This is a genomic window from Actinoplanes sp. NPDC051388, assembly GCF_055586225.1.
Genome location: NZ_JBVJIP010000017.1, coordinates 39,409 through 56,953 on the forward strand (window position 1 = coordinate 39,409; position 17,545 = coordinate 56,953).

14 protein-coding genes and 1 pseudogene are annotated in these 17,545 nt (G+C 73.1%); 4 read left to right on the forward strand and 11 right to left on the reverse strand.

What is annotated here, in order from left to right:
• Nucleotides 1-7: 7 nt before the first annotated feature.
• The 8 genes and pseudogenes from ACZ6TI_RS35095 to ACZ6TI_RS35130 all read right to left on the reverse strand — a co-directional run bounded on the left by ACZ6TI_RS35095 (nucleotide 8) and on the right by ACZ6TI_RS35130 (nucleotide 10,035).
• Entirely contained in the window at nucleotides 8-973 is a 966-nt protein-coding gene (locus ACZ6TI_RS35095; RefSeq protein ID WP_465349522.1) for an SMP-30/gluconolactonase/LRE family protein, read from the reverse strand.
• A 211-nt stretch (nucleotides 974-1,184) separates the two neighbouring features.
• Nucleotides 1,185-2,690 (reverse strand): class I adenylate-forming enzyme family protein, encoded by a 1,506-nt coding sequence (locus tag ACZ6TI_RS35100; protein ID WP_465349523.1) that lies wholly within the window; start codon nucleotides 2,688-2,690, stop codon nucleotides 1,185-1,187.
• Nucleotides 2,691-2,706: 16 nt separating this feature from the next.
• Nucleotides 2,707-2,997 carry a hypothetical protein gene (locus tag ACZ6TI_RS35105; RefSeq protein WP_465349524.1) on the reverse strand — a complete coding sequence of 97 codons (291 nt, stop codon included), beginning with the start codon at nucleotides 2,995-2,997 and terminating at the stop codon, nucleotides 2,707-2,709.
• A 38-nt stretch (nucleotides 2,998-3,035) separates the two neighbouring features.
• A complete protein-coding gene (locus tag ACZ6TI_RS35110) occupies nucleotides 3,036-4,166 on the reverse strand; it encodes a MaoC family dehydratase (RefSeq protein WP_465349736.1) in 1,131 nt (376 codons plus the stop codon).
• Nucleotides 4,167-4,277: 111 nt separating this feature from the next.
• Nucleotides 4,278-5,450: pseudogene (locus ACZ6TI_RS35115) on the reverse strand (CaiB/BaiF CoA transferase family protein); the annotation flags it as partial.
• Complete coding sequence (locus ACZ6TI_RS35120) at nucleotides 5,413-7,689, reverse strand: CaiB/BaiF CoA-transferase family protein (protein WP_465349525.1); 2,277 nt, start codon at nucleotides 7,687-7,689, stop codon at nucleotides 5,413-5,415. The gene ACZ6TI_RS35120 and the pseudogene ACZ6TI_RS35115, both read right to left, overlap by 38 nt.
• A gap of 2 nt (nucleotides 7,690-7,691) precedes the next feature.
• Entirely contained in the window at nucleotides 7,692-8,807 is a 1,116-nt protein-coding gene (locus ACZ6TI_RS35125; RefSeq protein ID WP_465349526.1) for an acyl-CoA dehydrogenase family protein, read from the reverse strand.
• A 43-nt stretch (nucleotides 8,808-8,850) separates the two neighbouring features.
• The gene (locus ACZ6TI_RS35130) at nucleotides 8,851-10,035 is read right to left on the reverse strand and encodes an acyl-CoA dehydrogenase family protein (RefSeq protein WP_465349527.1); all 1,185 of its coding nucleotides are present in this window, start codon (nucleotides 10,033-10,035) and stop codon (nucleotides 8,851-8,853) included.
• A gap of 129 nt (nucleotides 10,036-10,164) precedes the next feature.
• Between ACZ6TI_RS35130 and ACZ6TI_RS35135 the strand changes: the two genes are divergently transcribed.
• Together ACZ6TI_RS35135 and ACZ6TI_RS35140 are read left to right on the forward strand one after the other, a co-directional pair.
• Nucleotides 10,165-11,160 (forward strand): enoyl-CoA hydratase/isomerase family protein, encoded by a 996-nt coding sequence (locus ACZ6TI_RS35135; RefSeq protein WP_465349528.1) that lies wholly within the window; start codon nucleotides 10,165-10,167, stop codon nucleotides 11,158-11,160.
• Nucleotides 11,147-12,586: an amidohydrolase family protein gene (locus tag ACZ6TI_RS35140; protein ID WP_465349529.1), complete on the forward strand. Its 1,440-nt coding sequence runs from the start codon at nucleotides 11,147-11,149 to the stop codon at nucleotides 12,584-12,586. Before ACZ6TI_RS35135 ends, ACZ6TI_RS35140 begins: the two co-directional genes overlap by 14 nt.
• Nucleotides 12,587-12,592: 6 nt before the next feature.
• Here the strand turns inward: ACZ6TI_RS35140 and ACZ6TI_RS35145 are convergent, their stop codons facing one another.
• On the reverse strand, nucleotides 12,593-13,387 hold the full coding sequence (locus tag ACZ6TI_RS35145) for a MaoC/PaaZ C-terminal domain-containing protein (protein WP_465349530.1): 795 nt from the start codon (nucleotides 13,385-13,387) through the stop codon (nucleotides 12,593-12,595).
• The gene (locus ACZ6TI_RS35150) at nucleotides 13,384-14,292 is read right to left on the reverse strand and encodes an SDR family oxidoreductase (RefSeq protein WP_465349531.1); all 909 of its coding nucleotides are present in this window, start codon (nucleotides 14,290-14,292) and stop codon (nucleotides 13,384-13,386) included. Before ACZ6TI_RS35150 ends, ACZ6TI_RS35145 begins: the two co-directional genes overlap by 4 nt.
• Before the next feature lie 161 nt (nucleotides 14,293-14,453).
• Here ACZ6TI_RS35150 and ACZ6TI_RS35155 point away from each other — a divergent pair, with 161 nt between their 5' ends.
• Both ACZ6TI_RS35155 and ACZ6TI_RS35160 read left to right on the forward strand, forming a co-directional pair.
• On the forward strand, nucleotides 14,454-15,224 hold the full coding sequence (locus ACZ6TI_RS35155; RefSeq protein ID WP_465349532.1) for an enoyl-CoA hydratase family protein: 771 nt from the start codon (nucleotides 14,454-14,456) through the stop codon (nucleotides 15,222-15,224).
• A 3-nt stretch (nucleotides 15,225-15,227) separates the two neighbouring features.
• Nucleotides 15,228-16,304 carry an NAD(P)H-dependent flavin oxidoreductase gene (locus ACZ6TI_RS35160; RefSeq protein ID WP_465349533.1) on the forward strand — a complete coding sequence of 359 codons (1,077 nt, stop codon included), beginning with the start codon at nucleotides 15,228-15,230 and terminating at the stop codon, nucleotides 16,302-16,304.
• A gap of 82 nt (nucleotides 16,305-16,386) precedes the next feature.
• On the opposite strand, the gene ACZ6TI_RS35165 is transcribed toward ACZ6TI_RS35160, so the two are convergent.
• The gene (locus ACZ6TI_RS35165; RefSeq protein ID WP_465349534.1) at nucleotides 16,387-17,538 is read right to left on the reverse strand and encodes an acetyl-CoA C-acetyltransferase; all 1,152 of its coding nucleotides are present in this window, start codon (nucleotides 17,536-17,538) and stop codon (nucleotides 16,387-16,389) included.
• Nucleotides 17,539-17,545: the final 7 nt, after the last annotated feature.

Genomic DNA, 17,545 nt, shown 5'->3' on the forward strand with positions numbered 1-17,545 from the left:
GTGCCGTTCAGGGGCGGGCGGTGCCGGCACCGTGCGGGGCGGGAGCGGTCCAGATCGAGCCGAGGCCCTCCGCACGGGACTTCGCCCAGTCGAAGACCTCCATGCCGCAGGCGATGAAGAGGGTCGAGCGGTCCTCGCCGCCCAGGGCGACCGCCGTCCCCATGGCCCGGTCCATCGGGAGCTGCACCGCGTGGGTGGCGGTGCCGCCCTCCTCGAAGCGGCCGACCCAGCCGCTGCCCGGGAGTCCGGCCCAAACCCCGCCGGCCGCGTCGACGGCGATGCCGTCCGGCATCCAGGGGGTCTCGGCCCAGACCCGCCGGCCGGACAGGGTGCCGTCGGCCGCGCGGTCCAGCGCACTGATGCGGCAGCCATAGTTCTCGGCGGTGAGCAGGGTCGCGCCGTCGGCCGACAGCGCGATGCCGTTGGCGCCGCGGAAGGTGCCGGCCCCGGCGTCGTGGACGGTGCCGTCCGGCTCGACCACGATCAGCCCGGCCTCACGGGGATCCTCGCCGGCGAACAGGTCGTAGCCCAACTGCGTGACGTAGGCCCGGCCGTCGGCGTCGACGACCATGTCGTTGCAGGACGAGACGGCGACGTCGCGCAGATCGGCGTACTGCTGAAGTTGCGCACCGTCCCAGACCAGCAGCAGGCGCTCGTGCATCGAGACGACGATCGCGCGGCCGTCCGGGAGCCAGCCCAGACCGCCCAGGACGACCTCGGTCGTACCGGTCGCCGTGCTGCCCGGCTCGGGGGCGAGCGGCCTGCGCTCGGAGGCGTCGATGTACGTGCTCGCGGCGCCCGTCTCGTCGAGGCGGAGGACCCGATGGTTGTACATGTCGCTGAAGTGGAAGACACCGTCGTGCCAGCGGGGGATCTCCGACCAGGAGTAGCCCACCGAGAGCTGGGTCGCGGTGACCGGCGTTGCCTTGGCGACCGCCTCGGCGGACGCCGCAGTGAGCGCAGCGAAGTCCATGGTTCCCTCTTTTGTGTGTCAGAAGTCGAGTAATGCTGGGTCGGTCCTGCCGCCCTCAGCCGAGCATCGGCCATGGGCAAGTGCGAAGAATTCCGCCGTATCGAAGAGAACGCTGTAGGTGGTGTGCCGTTCGCGCTGTCGTCATCAGCTGGTTCGCATGGTGTGAGGGGAGTCACTCTGACGAAATATATGTGTCTCGTCAACTAAAGTTTCAGTGCGCCGCAACGGTGGTGTCCTCGTTCGCTCGCAGCACCCGCCGCAGTACCTTGCCCATGTCGTTGCGGGGTATCTCCGGCACGAACCGGATGCGCGCCGGGACTCGGCTGGACCGCAGGCGCGACCCGACCCACTCCCGTAGCTCTCCGGCGTCGACGTGATGTCCCGCCGCTGTCACCACGGCGGCGACCACGACCTCTCCCCACATCTGGTCCGGAGCGCCGTAGACGACCGCGTCGGTGACGCCGGGATGCTGCAGCAGGACGTTCTCGATCTCCCCGGGCGAGAGGTTCTCGCCGCCCCGGATGATCACGTCGTCCAGCCGGCCCTCGACGAAGACGAAGCCGTCCGCGTCGATCCAGCCGGCGTCGTTGGTGCGGAACCAGCCGCTCTCCTCGATGCGGGACGCGGCGGCGTACTCGCCCGAGACCTGGGCGCCGCGCACCCACAGCTCCCCGCGCACGCCGGCATCGAGCGTCTCCCCGAACGGCCCGCGGCAGATGATCTCGACGCTAGGCAGGGGACGACCGACGGACTCCAGCCGGGCCTGCACGACCGGGTCGTCGGAGCAGGTCGCGGCGCGGTGCTCCGCCGGCCCCAGGACGGCGATCGACGACGTGGTCTCGGTGAGTCCGTAGGCGTTGACGAACCCGACGTGCGGCAACAGCTCGAGAGCACGCTCGATCACCGGTCGCGGCATCCGGCCGCCGCCGTACGACAGGTGACGCAGTCCGGGCAGCCTCTCTCCGGTCCGCTCCAGCACCTCGACGATCCTGGCCAGCATGGTCGGCACCACCATCGCGTGGGTGATGTCCTGCGCGGCGGCGATCGCGACCCACTCCTCCGCCGTGAAGTTCGGCAGCTGGACGATCCGGCGACCTGAGTAGAGACCGGTCAGCAGGCCCGCGACGCCCGCGATGTGGTAAGGCGGGACGCTCACCAGGGCCGCCTCGTCGGCGCCGGCCCCCAGCATCTCGGTGCCGTTGAGCACGTAGGACGTGAGGTGACGGTGGCGCAGCACAGCCACCTTCGGCTTGCCCGTCGTGCCGCTGGTGTGCAGCAGCACCGCCGCCGCATCGGGGTCGTGGTCCGGCTCGGCTCCGGAAGGATCGGCGCCTCGGACTGCGTCGGTGAACGCGTCCGGCGTCCAGACGCTGAGATCCGCGCCGAACGACAGTCCGGCGGAGCTGCGGGGCACGGCGAGCAGCGTGGCCGGCAGCTGGTCGGCGACCAGCTCGGCGAAGGGTCGCGCAGCCAGCCGGTAGCTCACCGGCGCGAAGGCGCGCCCGGCGACGGCGGCGCCGAAGAGGGCGATCGGGAACGCCTCCGAAGCGGTGCCGGAGAAGAGCAGCGGCCGGCCCGGGTGGTCGGCGAGCACCCCTGCGGCCCGGTCCGCGAGGCCGCGGAGCGTGCCCAGGGAGATGCCCCGTCCCTGGTCACCGAGGATGACCCGGTCCGGGTCGACGCTGGCCACCATGTCCAGCAGGGTCACGATGTTCATCTCGAATCCTCGGCGCTCAGTCCGAGGACGGCAGCGCCTTGGCCGCCATGACGACCAGCGTCTCGCCGTTCAGGGCCAGCGGTCCGGCGCCGGTCGCCGAGCACAGCAGCTCGACGGTGCCGGAGGCGTCGCAGTAGCGCTTGCCGATCAGTACCTCTCCGTCGGCGACGCCGGCGTCGCCCGCGCCGTCCGGCGACATCGGCGCACCCCCGCAGGTCAGCGTGGCGTCGCCGGCCGCCGCTTGGATCACGATGACCTCCGTGGTGGTGCCGGGCGCCTTGAGTTTGAGTCCTGGCTTGAGCTGCATGGGTATCTCCTGGTGCGTGGCTGGACGGGTTGGGTGGGTCACCCGTAGATGGACGGGTTTCCGGTAGTCGCCTCGGCCCAGAGCATCGGCACCTCACGGGGCTCGCCGGCGTCGCGGCGTGGCAGCCGCACGGTCAGCTCGGCGGTGGCGGTCTCGACGTCGGCCTGGTTGACCACGGCGACGCGCACGTCGACGAGGCCCCGCCCTTCGACCTCCCGCGTGCCGGTCACCCGGCCGCGGACCGTGTTGGTGTCGCCGACCAGGTTGGGGCGGCGTAGCTGGGCGCTCATCGAGACCATGTCGCCCCAGTCGCCGGCCCAGTCGGAGACGACCTGGCTGAGCCAGGTGATCCGCTGCGGACCGTAGTCGAACTGCGCCGCCTGAGCCCGGTTCCTCCGGGCGTACTCCGGATCGGCACGGCCGCCCGCACCCATGTCGATGGTGCCTTCGTCGACCTCGGCGGAGCGACCGATCGTCAGGGTCCCATGGCTGAACAGGTAGAGCTCCGTGGTCGTGTAGGTGCCCTTGGGGAGCTCGGGCAGCTCCTCACCCACCTCGACGTCCTCGAAGTGCCGGACCTCGCCGCCGCGACGCGTTCGCCGCCAGACCAGCGGGTCCGGGGCGACCTGCGGCCGGTCCGGGTCCGGTGGCGAGGCCTTGACGCCTGCGCCCGGGTTGGCGAAGCGCAGCATGTGGTTGGTCAGGGCGGCGACCTTCTCGCCGCGGTGGTTGTAGTAGTCGGTGCGGCCCGAGCAGACCAGCGCCTCGCCCAGCTGCGGCATCGCGCGCCGCTTGACACCGACCGGCGTCTCGACGGACCGGACCCGGTCGCCCAGCCACACCGGGCGGTACCACTCGATGTCGGCCCCGAGGTAGAGGATGCTGAGGTCCTTCATCGCCACGTCGGCCTTCGACAGATGCCCCCAGATCGAGGCGTTCGCGCCGAAGTCGATGGAGAACAGGAACGAAGGCGACCCGGTCAGCGAGTGGAAGCGCGCCCCGTCGGCGTAGCAGCGGTCGCGGTACAGCGGGTTGTAGTCGCCCGACCCCTCGCTGTGCCGGCGCAACCACTCCTCGGTCACCGCTCGCCAGGGGCGCGGCGGCATCGGCAGGTCGATGCCCCGGCGGTACTCCTCCGCGAACTGGTCGAGGGTCGTGATCCGGCTCATCGGCGATCTCCTCCCGGAGGACTGGTGGGTGCGGGCCGAAACAGGGCTGGACAACCCTGAGTCGACCGGCCGGGCGATCCGGCCGGTGCCTGGCTCCCGCTCAGCGGGTACGGCTACGATGCCGGCCGCGTGCAGCGCCGCGATCTGCTCCGGCGTCCGCCCCAGCTCGGCGAGCACCGTCGCGGTGCTGCCGCCCAGCGACTCCGCGGGGGGCGGCAGCCGTGCCGGCGTCCGGCTCAGGCGCGGTGCGGGGGCGGGGTACGGGATCCCGTCGATCTCGGCGAAGCCGGCCCGGGCGCTCAGCTGCGGATGCCGCGGAGCCTCCGCCAGCTCCAGGACGACCTGCACGCAGGCGTCGGTGCCGGCGAAGGCCCGGTCCCACTGCTCGCGGGTCCGGCTGGCCACCACGTCGGCGATCCGCGCCGTCGCGGCCGGCCACGCCGCCCGGTCCATTTGGTCACCGAGGGTGGCCGGGTCGAGGCCCAGCACGTCGAGGAACGACCGGTAGAAGCGGGGCTCGATCGCGCCGACGGAGAGCCAGCGGTCGTCGGCGGTCCGGTAGACGCGGTAGAACGGAGCCCCGCCGTCGAGCAGGTTGGTCCCCCGCTGCCGCCACTGTCCGCGGGCGGCCATCGCGTGGAACGGCGCCAGCATCAGGCCCACCCCGTCCACCATCGCCGCGTCGACGACCTGCCCTCGTCCCGAGTCCGCGCGCTCGTGGAGCGCCGCCAGGATGCCCAGGGCCAGCAGCATCGCTCCGCCGCCGTAGTCGGCCACCAGGTTGAGCGGCGGCACCGGTGCACGCCCGGGCTCGCCGATCGCCGCGAGCGCCCCCGTGAGCGCGAGGTAGTTGATGTCGTGGCCGGCGGTCTGCGCCAGCGGCCCGTCCTGGCCCCAGCCGGTCATCCGTCCGTAGACCAGCGCGGGGTTGACGGCGTGGCAGGTGTCGGGACCGATGCCTAACCGCTCGGTGACGCCCGGCCGGAACCCCTCGACCAGCACGTCGACGTCCCGGACCAGGTCGAGGACCACGTCGCGGCCCTCCGGCCGCTTCAGGTCGAGCGCCACGGATCTGCGTCCGCGGGAGTGGGCGTCGGGGGCGTAGCGCTGCGTGCCGGGCCGCTCGACGCCGATCACCTCGGCACCCAGGTCGGCGAGCAGCATGCAGGCGAAGGGCGCCGGGCCCTGGGCCACGAGCTCCAGGACCCGCACTCCGGCGAGGGGTCCGCTCACCACGTCGCCCGCGTCACTGGCCGGCCGGGCGGGTGCCGATGACCCGCTGATCGATCAGCGCCCCGTAGGCGTCCTCGGACAGGCCGAGCTCGCCGCGCAGGACTTCCTCGTTGTGCTCGCCGAGCAGCGGCGGACGCCGGGTGATCCAGCTGGGCGCGCCGACCCGCTGGTACGGCAGCCCCGGCAGCGGGATCTTCCCTCCGTAGGGGTGCTCGACCACGGTGTAGGTGCCGCGACCGGCCAGTTGGGGGTGCTCGTGCACCCACCTCCAGTCGGTCCGCCGCCCTGCCGGGACGCCGGCGGCGAGCAGCTTCTCGACCGCCTCGTCCGGCTGCTGATCGGCGAGCCACCCGGCCAGCTTCGCCTCGAGGCGGTCGGCGGCGGCCTGCCGGCCGGCCCGGTCCGCGAGAGCCGGGTCGGTCAGCCACTGCGTGAATCCGGTGGCCGCGACGAGCCCGTGCCACTGCTCCTCGTCGAGGACCGAGAGGCCGACCCACTCGTCGGTGCCCCGGACGGCGAAGACACCCTGGACGTCGGCGAGGGTAGAGCGGTTACCGCAGCGCCCGAGGAGCTCGCCGCGACCGGTCCAGGCGAGGACCTGCTCGGAGGCCATCACCATGGCGCCCTCGGCCAGCGTCGCCTCGACCAGCATCCCGCGACCGCTGCGGCGGGTCTCCACCAGCGCGGCGGACAGCGCGAAGAAGGCGCCGGCTGCGCCCATCGGGTCGGCCGGCCCGGACGGGTTCGTCGGGTAGCCGCCGGGGTAGCCGGTGCGCCAGCACAGGCCCGAGAACTGCTCGACGGTCTGGGCGTAGCCGACCATCTCGCGACGCGGACCGGTGAGGCCGAAGGCAGGCATCCGCAGCATCACCAGACCAGGGTTGACGGCGTGCACGGCGTCCCAGTCGAGCCCGATCGACTCCAGCACTCGCGGGGCGTAGTTCTCGATCAGCACGTCTGCCTCGCCGATCAGCCGCACCAGCAGGTCACGGCCCTCGGGCGAGGTGAGGTCGAGAGTGACGTCCCGCTTGTTGAAGTTCACCCCCAGGTAGATGTTGCCCAGGTCCCACCAGTGGTCGCGTTCGGTGGGGACGAAGCCCATCGTGCGCGAGCCGTCGATCCGGCCGGCGCTCTCCACCTTGACCACGTCCGCGCCGCCGGCGCCGAGCGCGGCACCGACGTACGCGCCGACCCACCAGGTGCCGAGGTCGACGACCCGCAGGCCCGCGAACGGCAGCCCGTCGGTGACGACCGGCGGGCGGTGCTCTGACTCGATCGGCGCGGTGCCGCGCTCGGGACGCACGCCGTCGAACAGGAAGGGCGGCCGCGGCATCCGGAACCGGCCGGACGGATGGGTCCCGTAGAAGTCACGCGCCACCACCTGCGCGTCGTCGAGGATCGTGGAACCGCTGTGCACCGGCGCGGCGGGGATCCGGAACAGCCCGGCTGCCTCGACGCACTCGGCGACGGTGTGCCGGCTCGTCCACGCACGGACCGCCTCGACCCACTCGGCATAGCGGGCGTAGCGGCCGAGGAAGGTGCTCATCTGCTCGTCGGCGAGCCAGTCGGTGCGTTCGATCAGCACCAGGAAGTCCTGATGGTTGGCGGCCGAGGCAAGGTTGAACCCCACCCAGCCGTCCGAGGCCGGCTCAACGCCGGGGGTAAGCCGCATCCGCGGCATCGGGGCTCGCGGCGTCCCGGCGATGGTGGCCGAGACATCCTGGAACATGTTGTTGGCGTAGGTCGTGACGTCGAGCAGCGAGATGTCGATGCGCTGGCCGGCCCGCTCCCCCTGGAGCGCCGTGACCACCGCGCCGGCGGCCATCGAGCCCGCGACCCACAGCGCCTCCGACGAGCCGGTCATCACCGGGTAGGAGTCCATCGAGCCCCGCGCGCTCATCGCGCCACCTTCGAGCTGGAGGGTGAACTCGCTCCACGGACGTCCGGTGCCGGCCCACGGGCCGGTGAGGCCCCATGGCGTGATCACGACGACTGCCGCGTCGCCGAATCGGTCCAGCAGACCCGCCTCGGGGGCGTCCGCGAGCTCCAGCACGACGAGCTGGGCGTCCGCCGCGGCGTCGACCAGGTCATCGAGGTCGTCGTCGCGGCGGGCCTTCCCGAGATGCAGATAGCCGTCGAGCTCGGCGCCACGGGCCAGCGACTCGGCGCCGCCGAGCCGGGTGACGGTGGCACCGGCGTCGGCCAGCAGCCGCCCGGCGTACGCGCCGGCGATCGAGGTCGACCACTCGAGGGCCTGCAGACCGGCAAGGGGAAGAGTCGGGTTCGTCATGGTCACGCCACCGCAATCAGGTCGCCGAGGTCGAGCAGGGTCTGTCCGGGTCCGCCCAGCGCCAGGGAGCCCTGACGGCCGGCGAGGAAGTAGCGGTGCAGCGGGTAGCCGAGGTCGACCGAGAGACCGCCGTGGACCTGCATCGCGGTCTCAAGAATCCGGACCGGGGCGTCCGCGGCCCACCAGGCGGCGATCGCCGCGGCCTCCTCGTCGACCTCTCCGCGGGCGAGCGGCCACAGCGCGCACCAGCTGGTCAGGCGGATCCCCTGCACGTCGATGTAGGCGTCCGCCACCGCATGCGAGACCGCCTGGAAGGTACCGATCGGGCGCCCGAACTGCTCCCGGGTCCGGACGTGGTCGGCGGTCAGCGCCAGCGCTCCCTGCGCGGTGCCCAGCTGTTGGACGGCCCGGAATGAGGTGACGAGGACGTCGAACCAGGACATCGCGCTGTTGCTCGCGGCGCCCGGAGCGACGAGCACGTCCGCGTCGGCGACGCGGACCCCGTCGGCGGCGACCCGCCACCGGCGCTGCCGGTCGACCGAGGGGTGCTCCAGCAGCGAGACGCCGTCGGCCTCGGGCGGGACGAGCACCAGCCCGCGGTTGCCCTCCGCGTCGGTGACGGGGAGCAGGATCCCCTCCGCCACGGCGGCCAGCGGCACATGGGCGGCGGCGCCGCTGACCAGGAGGTCGTCGCCGGCCCGGCGCACCACGGTGAACCCGGGCGAGCTGGGGGTGCGCCGGGCGACGGCCGCGGTGAGCACGCTATGTCCCGCGGCGAAGCCCGGGAGCAGGCGGGCCCGCTGGGCCTCGCTGCCGTAGTGGGCGACCGCACCGGCGGCCGCGACCGCGGTCTCCACCAGGAAGAGGAAGGCGTTGACCCGCCCGGCGTGCTCGACGACGAGGCCGAGCTCGACCAGTCCGGCGCCGCCGCCGCCGTGCTCGTCGGGCAGGGCGATGCCGAGCAGCCCCGCCCGGGCGAGCTCACGCCAGGTGCGTTCGTCGTACACCGCCCCGGCCGTCTCCAGACCCGCGAGGTGGTCCGGCGTCACGATGTCGTCGAGGATGGTCGCGGCGAGACCGGCGACCTCCTGCTCCTGCTCGTCGTGGCTGTAGTCCACCGGTACGCTCCTCGGTGCTGCTCGTCGGGTCGGGTCGGCTGGGTCAGCGGGGGCTGCGCGGCAGGCCCAGGCCGAGCTGGGCGATCAGGTCGCGCTGGATCTCGTTGGCACCGCCGATGAAGGTCATGACGTTGGAGTGGCCGGCGGCCTGGGCCAGCGCGCCGTGGGCGACCGCACCCGGCACGTCCGCCGGGAGCGCCGCGTCGAGACCGAGCACCTCGATGAGCAGCCGCCGGCCGCGGCCGGCGAGCTCGGAGCCGAACACCTTCGCCGCGGACGCCTCGGCGGGCTCCAGCTCCCCGCGGTCGACGGCGGTCGCCAGGCGGGCGTTGAGCAGCCGCTGGAACTCGACCTCGGCGCGCACCCGGGCGAGGGTCTGGCGCACGGTCGGGTCGTCGATCACCCGGCTGCCGTCGGGACGCTCCGTGACCCGGGCCCACTCCCGGACGGCGCTCAGGGCCTGCTCCACGGGTGCGGTGGTGACCAGCGCGACCCGCTCGGAGTTGAGCTGTCCGGTGATCATCGACCAGCCGTTGTTTTCGCCGCCGATGCAGTTCTCGACCGGCACCCGGACGCCGTCGAACGAGACCGCCGCCACCGAGTGGTTGCCGAGCGTGCGGATCCGGGTGGACGTGATGCCCGGCGCATGGCGCGGCACGATCAGCACCGAGACACCGCGGTGGCGCGGTCGGTCGGGATCGGTCCGGACGGCGAGCCAGATGTAGTCGGCGGCCTCCATCATGCCCGTCCAGAGCTTCTGACCGGTAATGACGTATTCGTCGCCGTCGCGGACGGCGCGGGTGGTGAGGCTGGCCAGGTCCGTGCCGGCGGACGGCTCGGAGTAGCCGATGGCGAAGTGGATCTCGCCGTTGAGGATGCCGGGGACCAGTTCGGCCCGCTGCCGCTCGGTGCCGTGGGCCGCGATGGCCGGGCCGACGGAGTTGATGGTGAGCAGCGGCAGCGGCACTCCGGCCTGGGTGGCCTCGTCGCTGAAGATCGCCTGCTCGACCATGGTCAGTCCCTGACCGCCGATGTCCCGCGGCCAGCCGATGCCGAGCCAGCCGTCCTTGCCCAAGGTGCGGACGACCTCCCGGTAGACCGCGGTGGCGCCCTCGGAGTAGTAGCCGTCGCGCAGGGCATGACGCACCCGCGGAGTCATCAGCCCGGCGAAGTACTCGCGCAGCTCGGTACGCATCCGGGTCTGCGACTCGGTCTCCGCAAGGTGCATCGATGGGCTCCCGTTGCTCGCGAGCGCCGACCGCGCTCCAGTGCGCCGAGTTATATGCTTGCGGTCAACTTATGTGACCCAGGCCTCCCGTTGAGCGGGATCGGCACACCCGCTGAGTTCGGAGATCCGGTGCCCGACGTCGACCCGCTGCAGGTGCTGGACCTCGACTCCTGTGCGGTGGACTGGCACGACGCCGTCGCGGTCGACCGGTTCGCGGCCGAGCTGCGCCACCGGCGCCGAGCGGGGACGCCGGGTGCCGCTCTGGTCGGTCTGTCGGCGAGACCGTTGCCTCCGATCGCCGGTCCGGTGCTCAAGCAGCTGGTGGTGACGCTGGCCGACGGCCCTGCCCCGTGGTGCGCCGGCTCCCCCGCCGACCTGCCGCGCGTGCTGGACACCGCGGCCCGGGCCCCGGGCGCGGTCCGGGTGCTGGCGGAGCTGCTCCAGGCGGGCACGCAGCATGACGTCGCGGACGGGGTCCTGCTCGAGTCCCTGGCGTACTCGATGCTGTTGGCCGGGCCGGAGTTCCGGCGCTGGCGCGACAGCACGCCGGCCGCACCGCCCGAGGAGGCCGATGAGCCGGTGCTCCTGTCCCGACGGGGACGACGGCTCGACATCACCCTGAACCGCCCCGAACGTCACAACGCCTGGGGCCGGCAGGTGCGGGACGGCTTCCTGTCCGGTCTGGACCTCGCGCGGCTGGACGAGGCCGTCACCGAGGTGGTAGTCCGCGGCTCCGGGCCGTCGTTCTGCAGCGGCGGCGACCTCGACGAGTTCGGCACCGCGCCGGACGTGGTGAGCGCCCACCGGATCCGGATCGCCCGTTCCGGGGCGCTGGCCGTCACGGCGCTGCGCGACCGGCTCGGCACCGGCCTGCGCTTCGAGCTGCACGGGTTCTGCATTGGGGCCGGCATCGAGGTGCCGGCCGCCGCCGCTCGGGTCGTCGCCGATCCGCAGACCCGCTTCCGGCTCCCCGAACTGGGCCTGGGTCTGGTGCCCGGCGCGGGCGGCACGGTCACCCTGCCGCGGCGGATCGGCCGGTGGCGGACCGCCTGGATGGCACTCACCGACGCGTACGTCGACGCCGACACCGCCTTGACCTGGGGTCTCGTCGATGAGATCCGCTGACACCGTCGACCTGGTTCTGCGCGGCGTCACGCTGCCGGACCTCCGGCCCGACCGCCTGGCCGCAGCCGGGCCGCGGGTCGACGTCGCGGTGCACGACGGCCACGTGCTCGCGGTCGCGCCGCGGGCCCCGCTGACGGGAGCGCAGGAGTTCGACGCCGGCGGGGCCGCCCTGCTCCCCGGGCTGCACGACCACCACCTCCACCTGCTCGCGACCGCCGCCTTGGCCGGCTCCCTCGACTGCTCGGACATGGGCACGATCGACGAGCTCGGTGACCGGTTGCGGACGGCTGCCCCGCGTGCCGGCTGGCTGCGCGCGGTGGGGCACCACGAGGGGCGGGCCGGCCGGCTCACCCGGGACGTCCTCGATGACCTGCTGGGCCCGGAGCGGGCGGCGACGCCGGTCCGGGTGCGCGACCATACAGGCGCCCTGTGGGTGCTCAACAGCGCCGGCCTCGACCTGGTCGGCGACCTGCCCCGCTCCGCCGACGTGGAGTGGGAGCCGGGCGGCCGGCCCACGGGACGGCTCCGGCGCTTCGACGCGGAGCTCGGTGCGCGACTCGGCCGTGTCTCCCCCGACCTCGCCGCTCTGGGCATCGAGCTGGCGGCGCTCGGTCTCACGGGGGTCACCGACGCGACCCCGGACCTGCCCGTGGAGACGGTGGCCCTGCTGGACGAGGCCCGTCGCACCGGCCGCCTGCCGCAGCGCGTGCTGCTGCTCGGCGCGGCGGACGGCTGCGACCTGCCACTGACGCTGGCGGCCGGACCGGCCAAGATCCACCTACGCGACCACGATCTCCCCGCCGTCGAGACTCTGGCCGCGGCGGTCGCCGCCCACCACCTGACGGGTCGGCCGGTAGCCGTCCACTGCCTCGGTGCCGACGCCCTGGTGCTGACGCTGGCCGCGCTCGCCGACGCCGGCTCGCTGCCGCGCGACAGGATCGAGCACGCCAGCGTGGTGCCACCCGCACTGCTTCCCCGGCTGCGGCAGGCCGGTGTCCGCGTGGTCACCCAGCCGGCGTTCCTCACCGTCCGCGGCGACGATTACCTGCGCGATCTCGACGGCGCAGAGCGGCAGTGGCTGTGGCCCTGGGCCGGCCTCGCCGCGGCCGGCGTCCCGGTCTGCGGGGCCTCGGACGCCCCACACGGGCCGCTGAGCCCGTGGCAGGTCGTCGCGGCCGCGGCGACCCGTCGAACCCGGTCGGGCCGGGTCGTCGGGGCCCACGAGCGGGTCTCACCGGCCGAGGCGCTGCGGGGCTACCTCACCCCGCCGGAGCTGCCGGGCGGTCCCGTGCGGCGGGTCGAGCCCGGCGCACCGGCCGACCTGGTCCTGCTCCGCACCGCACTGGACGACGCCTTGGCGAGGGTCCCGGACAACCCCGTGCGGCTCACCGTCGTGGCCGGCCGCACGGTCCACTGCGCCGACTGAGGGCGATCAGCCGAAGCGGACCAGGCCGCCGCCGACCGCGACTCCCTGCGGCCCGGTGCAGGTGAACCGGCCGTCCTCCCAGATCTCCAGCTCGAGTTCGTCCCCGGGGAAGACCACCGAAGCGAACCGGCCCTCGAGCCGGCGGAGGTCGGCGGGGTGGGCCTCGACAGCGCGGGCGGCGGCCAGCACCGAGGTGGCCAGGGTGGCCAGGCCGTGCAGGATCGGGCGCGGCTGGCCGATGCCCGCCGCTGCCTCGGGATCGACGTGGATGAGGTGCCGGTCGCCGAGCAACCGGTAGAGGACGGCCTGGTTCTCCGCGGTCCGCATCGAGGTCCGGGCCACCGGGCCGGCCGCGGGACCGGCCGCCCGGGCCGGCCCACGCTCGCCGCCGAAGCCGCCGGCCCCCGGAGCGAAGACGCCCCAGGTCGCCGTGAACGCCTTGCTGGTGACCTCGACCTCGAAGACCGCCGCCGTGGTCTTGTCCCAGACCCGCGCCACCCGCGCCGTCAGCTCCAACTCACCCGCCGTCGGCAACGGCCGGTGCACCTCGAGGGTCTGCGAGCCGTGCACCGCGCGGCCGACCTCGAACGCGCCGGCCCCGCCCAGCAGATCCGGCGCCCATTGCGCGAGGGTCAGCCCGAAGGTGGGCAGCACCCGCAGATCACGCTCGAAGACCAGGTCGAGCTGGTCGGCGCGGGCACCGACCGCCAGCGCGTACAGCGCGACGTCGCGCTCGGTCCAGCTGACCGTGCGGGTGCCCAGCTCGCGACCGGCCCAGTCGCCGGCGTTCCCGGCTGTCACCGGGCTCCGTAGACCAGCTCGGGCGCCTCGGTGCGGGCGATCAGGTCACGCACCGCGGCACCGACCTCGGCGGCCGGCCAGCGCGTGTCCCGGCTCGCGACGGCCGCGTGCCGCCAGCCGTCCTCCAGGCAGATCCGGCCCCCCTCGACCTCGAGCACCCGGCCGGTCACGTCGGCCGCTTCCTCGCTGGCCAGCCAGGCCACGACCGGCGAGACGTTGGCCGGGTCCATCGCGTCGAACCCCCCGGCCGGGACCGCCATCTTCGCCGCGAAGGCCCCCTCGGTCATCCGCGTGCGCGCCGACGGGGCGAGGGCGTTGACCGTGACGCCGTAGCCGCGCAGCTCCTCCGCCGCGACGAGGGTCAGGGCGGCGATGCCGGCCTTGGCGGCGGAGTAGGTCGCCTGCCCGACCGAGCCCTGGAGTCCGGCGCCGGAGGAGGTGTTGACGACCCGGGCGGCGCGGGCGCGACCTGCCTTGGCCTCGGCGCGCCAGTAACGCGCAGCGTGCCGCAGCGGGGCGAAGTGACCCTTGAGATGCACCCGGATGACGGTGTCCCACTCCTCCTCGGTGGTGTTCACCAGCATCCGGTCGCGCACGAACCCGGCGTTGTTGACCAGCACGTCGAGACCGCCGAAAGTGTCGATCGCCTGCCGCACCATCGCAGCGGCCTGCTCGAAGTCCGCCACGTCCGCGGCATTCGCCACCGCTTCGCCGCCCTGGGCACGGATCAGCGCCGCGACCTCCTCGGCAGGGGTGTCTCCGCTGCCCTCGCCCGCCAGGCTCACGCCGTAGTCGTTGACGACGACCCGCGCCCCCTGCCGGGCCAGTTCCAGGGCGTGCTCCCGTCCCAGGCCTCGGCCGGCTCCGGTCACCACGGCCACGCGGCCCTCGAGGATCCTGCTCACTCGGCTCTCCTGACTCCCACTCAGCGGTTGTGCCGACATGAGACCGCGGGGCCCGTTCCTAGGCTGCGCCGACACCATTCAGTGGGAGCTGGTGCGTGCCCTAGGTCAATATTCGTCCGCCGACGCTCGCCCCGCTGACCGCGCATGTGAAAAGGATCGTCATGAGCGTCTCCACCGAGGTGGTCGACGGGCACGTCGCCGTCGTCACCATGTCCGCCCCGCCGGTCAACGCCCTGACGGTCGACGACTGGTTCGGCGTCGCCACCGCGATGGACGCCGCCGGAGCGGACCCGGCGGTCCGCGTCGTGGTGCTGCGCGCCGAGGGCCGCGGCTTCAATGCCGGCGTCGACATCAAGGAGATGCAGACGACCAGCGGATTCGACGCCATCCTCGGCGCGAACCGCGGGTGCTACGCCGCCTTCAAGGCCATCTACGAGTGCGCCGTCCCCGTCATCGCAGCCGTCGACGGCCACTGCATCGGAGGCGGTGTCGGTCTCGTCGGCAACTGCGACATAGTCGTCGCGTCCGACCGGGCGTACTTCAGCGTCCCCGAGGTCAACCAGGGCGCTCTCGGCGCGGCCACCCACATGGCGCGGCTGGTCCCGCAGCACCTGATGCGCACCCTGTACTTCACCGCGGGCCGGATCCCCGCAGCGGAGCTGGTGCAGCACGGGTCGGTCTACCGGGTCGTCGCTCCCGACGAGCTCGACGCCGCCGCTCTCGAGATCGCGGCCGTGATCGCCGGCAAGGACACGCGGGTCATCCGGGCCGCCAAGGCCGCGCTCAACGGCATCGATCCCGTCGACGTCAACAAGAGCTACCGCTTCGAGCAGGGCTTCACCTTCGAGCTCAACCTGATGGGCGTGGCCGACGAGCTGCGCGACGACTTCGCCGGCACCGACAAGTCCGGCCCGCAGAAGAAGGGGGACTGACCCTTGGTCACCTCGACGACCTTCCGCACCGCGCTGACCGAGCTGACCGGCGTCCGGCACCCGATCGTCCAGACCGGCATGGGCTGGGTGGCCGGTCCACGCCTGGTCGCGGCCACCGCCAACGCCGGGGCGCTGGGCCTGCTGGCCTCCGCGACGATGAGCTACGACGAGCTTGAGCAGGCGATCGACGAGGTCCGATCGCGCACCGAGGCGCCGTTCGGCGTCAACCTGCGAGCCGACGCCGAGGACGCCGCGAAGCGGGTCGACCTGCTGGTCCGCCGAGGCGTGAAGGTCGCCTCGTTCGCGCTGGCGCCCAAGGAGGCGCTGATCAAGAAGCTCAAGGATGCCGGCCTGGTGGTGATGCCGTCCGTCGGCGCACCGCGCCACGCGGAGAAGGTAGCCGCCTGGGGTGCCGACATCGTCATGGTGCAGGGCGGCGAGGGCGGCGGGCACACCGGCGCCACACCGACCACGCTGCTGCTGCCGTCGGTGATCGACGCGGTGGATATCCCCGTCGTGGCGGCCGGCGGCTTCTTCGACGGTCGCGGCCTGGTGGCGGCGTTCTCGTACGGCGCGGTCGGCATCGGCATGGGCACCCGGTTCCTGCTGACCTCCGACAGCGCGGTCCCCCGGCCGGTGAAGAAGCACTACCTGACCTACGGAACCAACGGCACCGTGGTGACGGCGAAGGCCGACGGCATGCCGCACCGCCTGCTGCGCACCGAGTTCGTGAACGGTCTCGAGTCGCAGAACGCCGCGGTCCGGCTGGCCCGCACCGTCCGGCGCACCGCCCAGTTCAAGCGGCTGTCCGGCATCGGCTGGGTCCAGCTGCTGCGCGAGGGCAGGACGATGAAGGCCGACAGCGGACGGACCTGGGGACAGATGGTGCAGGCCGCCAACACCCCGATGCTGCTGCGCGCCGGGCTGGTCGAGGGCGATCTCCGGGCGGGGATGCTGGCCTCCGGCCAGGTGGTGGGCGTCATCGACGACCTGCCCTCGTGCGAGCAGCTGGTCGACCGGATCATCGCGCAGGCGGCGGCCAGGATGCGGGAGATCCAGGGGATCGCCATCACCGTCTGACAGAGAGCCCTGCGGCGGAGCCGGCGTCGGTGCTCACCTGCGCCGGCCCCGGTGCGGCTCCCGCTCTTCGAGAACGCCGGCGTCACAGCCGCTCGAGGATCGTGACGTTGGCCTGGCCGCCACCCTCGCACATCACCTGCAGGCCGTAGCGGCCGCCGGTGCGCTCGAGCTCGTGCAGCAACGTGGTCATCAGCCGCGTGCCGGTGGCACCGATCGGGTGCCCCAGCGCGATCGCACCGCCGTTGACGTTCATCTTCTCCGGGTCGACGCCCAGCTCCGTCTGCCAGGCGAGCACCACGGGCGCGAAGGCCTCGTTGATCTCGAACAGGTCGATGTCGTCCAGGCCCATGCCGGAGCGCTGCAGGGCACGGCGGGTGGCCGGGATGGGCCCGGTTAGCATCCACACCGGGTCGTCCGCCAGCACGCTCAGGTGGTGCACCCGGGCGCGCGCGGACAGTCCATACTGCTCGACCGCCCGCGCGGAGGCGACCAGCACGGCCGAGGCGGCGTCGCTGATGGAGGAGGAGACCGCTGCGGTGATCCGGCCGCCGGGCCGCAAGGTCTGCAGGCCCGCCATCCGCTCCAGGGACGTGTCGCGCCGCGGGCTCTCGTCCGCGGCGAAGTCGCCGACGGCGACGATCTCCCGGTCGAAGCGTCCCTCGTCGGCGGCCAGTACCGCTCGCCGGTGGCTGCGCAGCGCGAACCGCTCCATGTCGTCGCGGTCGATCCCCCACTTCTCGGCGATCATCTCGGCGGCCCGGAACTGGGAGATCTCCTGGTCGCCGTAGCGACGCTGCCAGCCCGGCGACTCGGCGAACGGTGTGGTGAAGCCGAACTGCTCGCCCACCACCATGGAGGTGGAGATGGGAATGGCGGACATGTTCTGCACGCCACCGGCGACCACCAGGTCCTGGGTCCCGGACATCACGGCCTGGGCCGCGAAGTGGACCGCCTGTTGCGAGGAGCCGCACTGCCGGTCGATGGTGACGCCGGGGACGTGGTCGGGCAGCCCCGCCACCAGCCAGGCGGTCCGGGCGATGTCGCCGGCCTGCGAACCGATGGTGTCGTTGCACCCGAGGATCACGTCGTCGACAGCGCCGGGATCGACCCCGGTCCGGGAGACGAGCTCCGCGATCACGTGTCCTGCCAGATCCGCCGAGTGCATCCCGGACAGCGAGCCGCCCCGGCGTCCCAACGGGCTGCGGACGGCTCCGACGACGTAGGCCTCGCTCATGGGTGTC